General features: G+C 47.5%; 1 protein-coding gene. It reads left to right on the forward strand.

The features are described from left to right. On the forward strand, nucleotides 1-714 hold a 714-nt coding region (locus GQR53_RS20525; protein ID WP_206013416.1), incomplete at both ends, for a hypothetical protein.

The raw sequence follows: 714 nt of genomic DNA on the forward strand, positions 1-714 counted from the left end.
TGGCCAAGCCGCACACTGATTCTGTCAACTTCACACGAACCGTCGTTGTCGATAACGTTACTGGTGAAGTGATTACGAGTGGTGCTGGAACAACCGCCTGGACAGCGACAAATGGTGATACAACCTTTGATGCCGTTGTTAGTCCAGTGGTGTCGGGATCTGTAGCTGATAAAGCGCAGACAGCTGTCGTAACTGACCTGAATGCCGATTCAGCAGATGTTAATGAGACCGTGACATACACGAAAGTCGGATCATTGGTACCAAGCTCAAGTGATGGGAACTTCCCTAGAGTACCAAGAGTAGTCTATCCAAATGACCCACGTGATGCGACGAAGGTTACACCAGCCGGTGTACCGACGGTACCAGGTTATACAGCACATGATCCAGAAGGTCATGTTTTGACACCCGGTAGCCGTTATCAGCCAAGTGATCCGACGAAAGATACAACGATCACCTATACCGCAGATCAGCAAAAAGGTAGTGTCAGCTACGTTGATGATACGACCGGCAAAACTTTAAAGACGGATTCAATTTCAGGAACAACGGGCTCGAAATCCAGTTATAGTACCAGTGGCAGCATTGCGGATTATAAGAAACACGGGTATGAGTTAGTTACTGATGGCTATCCAGCAGATTTGACATTCGACAATGATGACAAAACTGCTCAGAACTTCACGGTTCACTTGAAGCATCAGCTGACGCCAGTGAATCCAA

It is taken from the genome of Pseudoalteromonas sp. Z9A6, assembly GCF_011378805.1.
GTDB classification, from domain to species: domain Bacteria; phylum Pseudomonadota; class Gammaproteobacteria; order Enterobacterales; family Alteromonadaceae; genus Pseudoalteromonas; species Pseudoalteromonas distincta.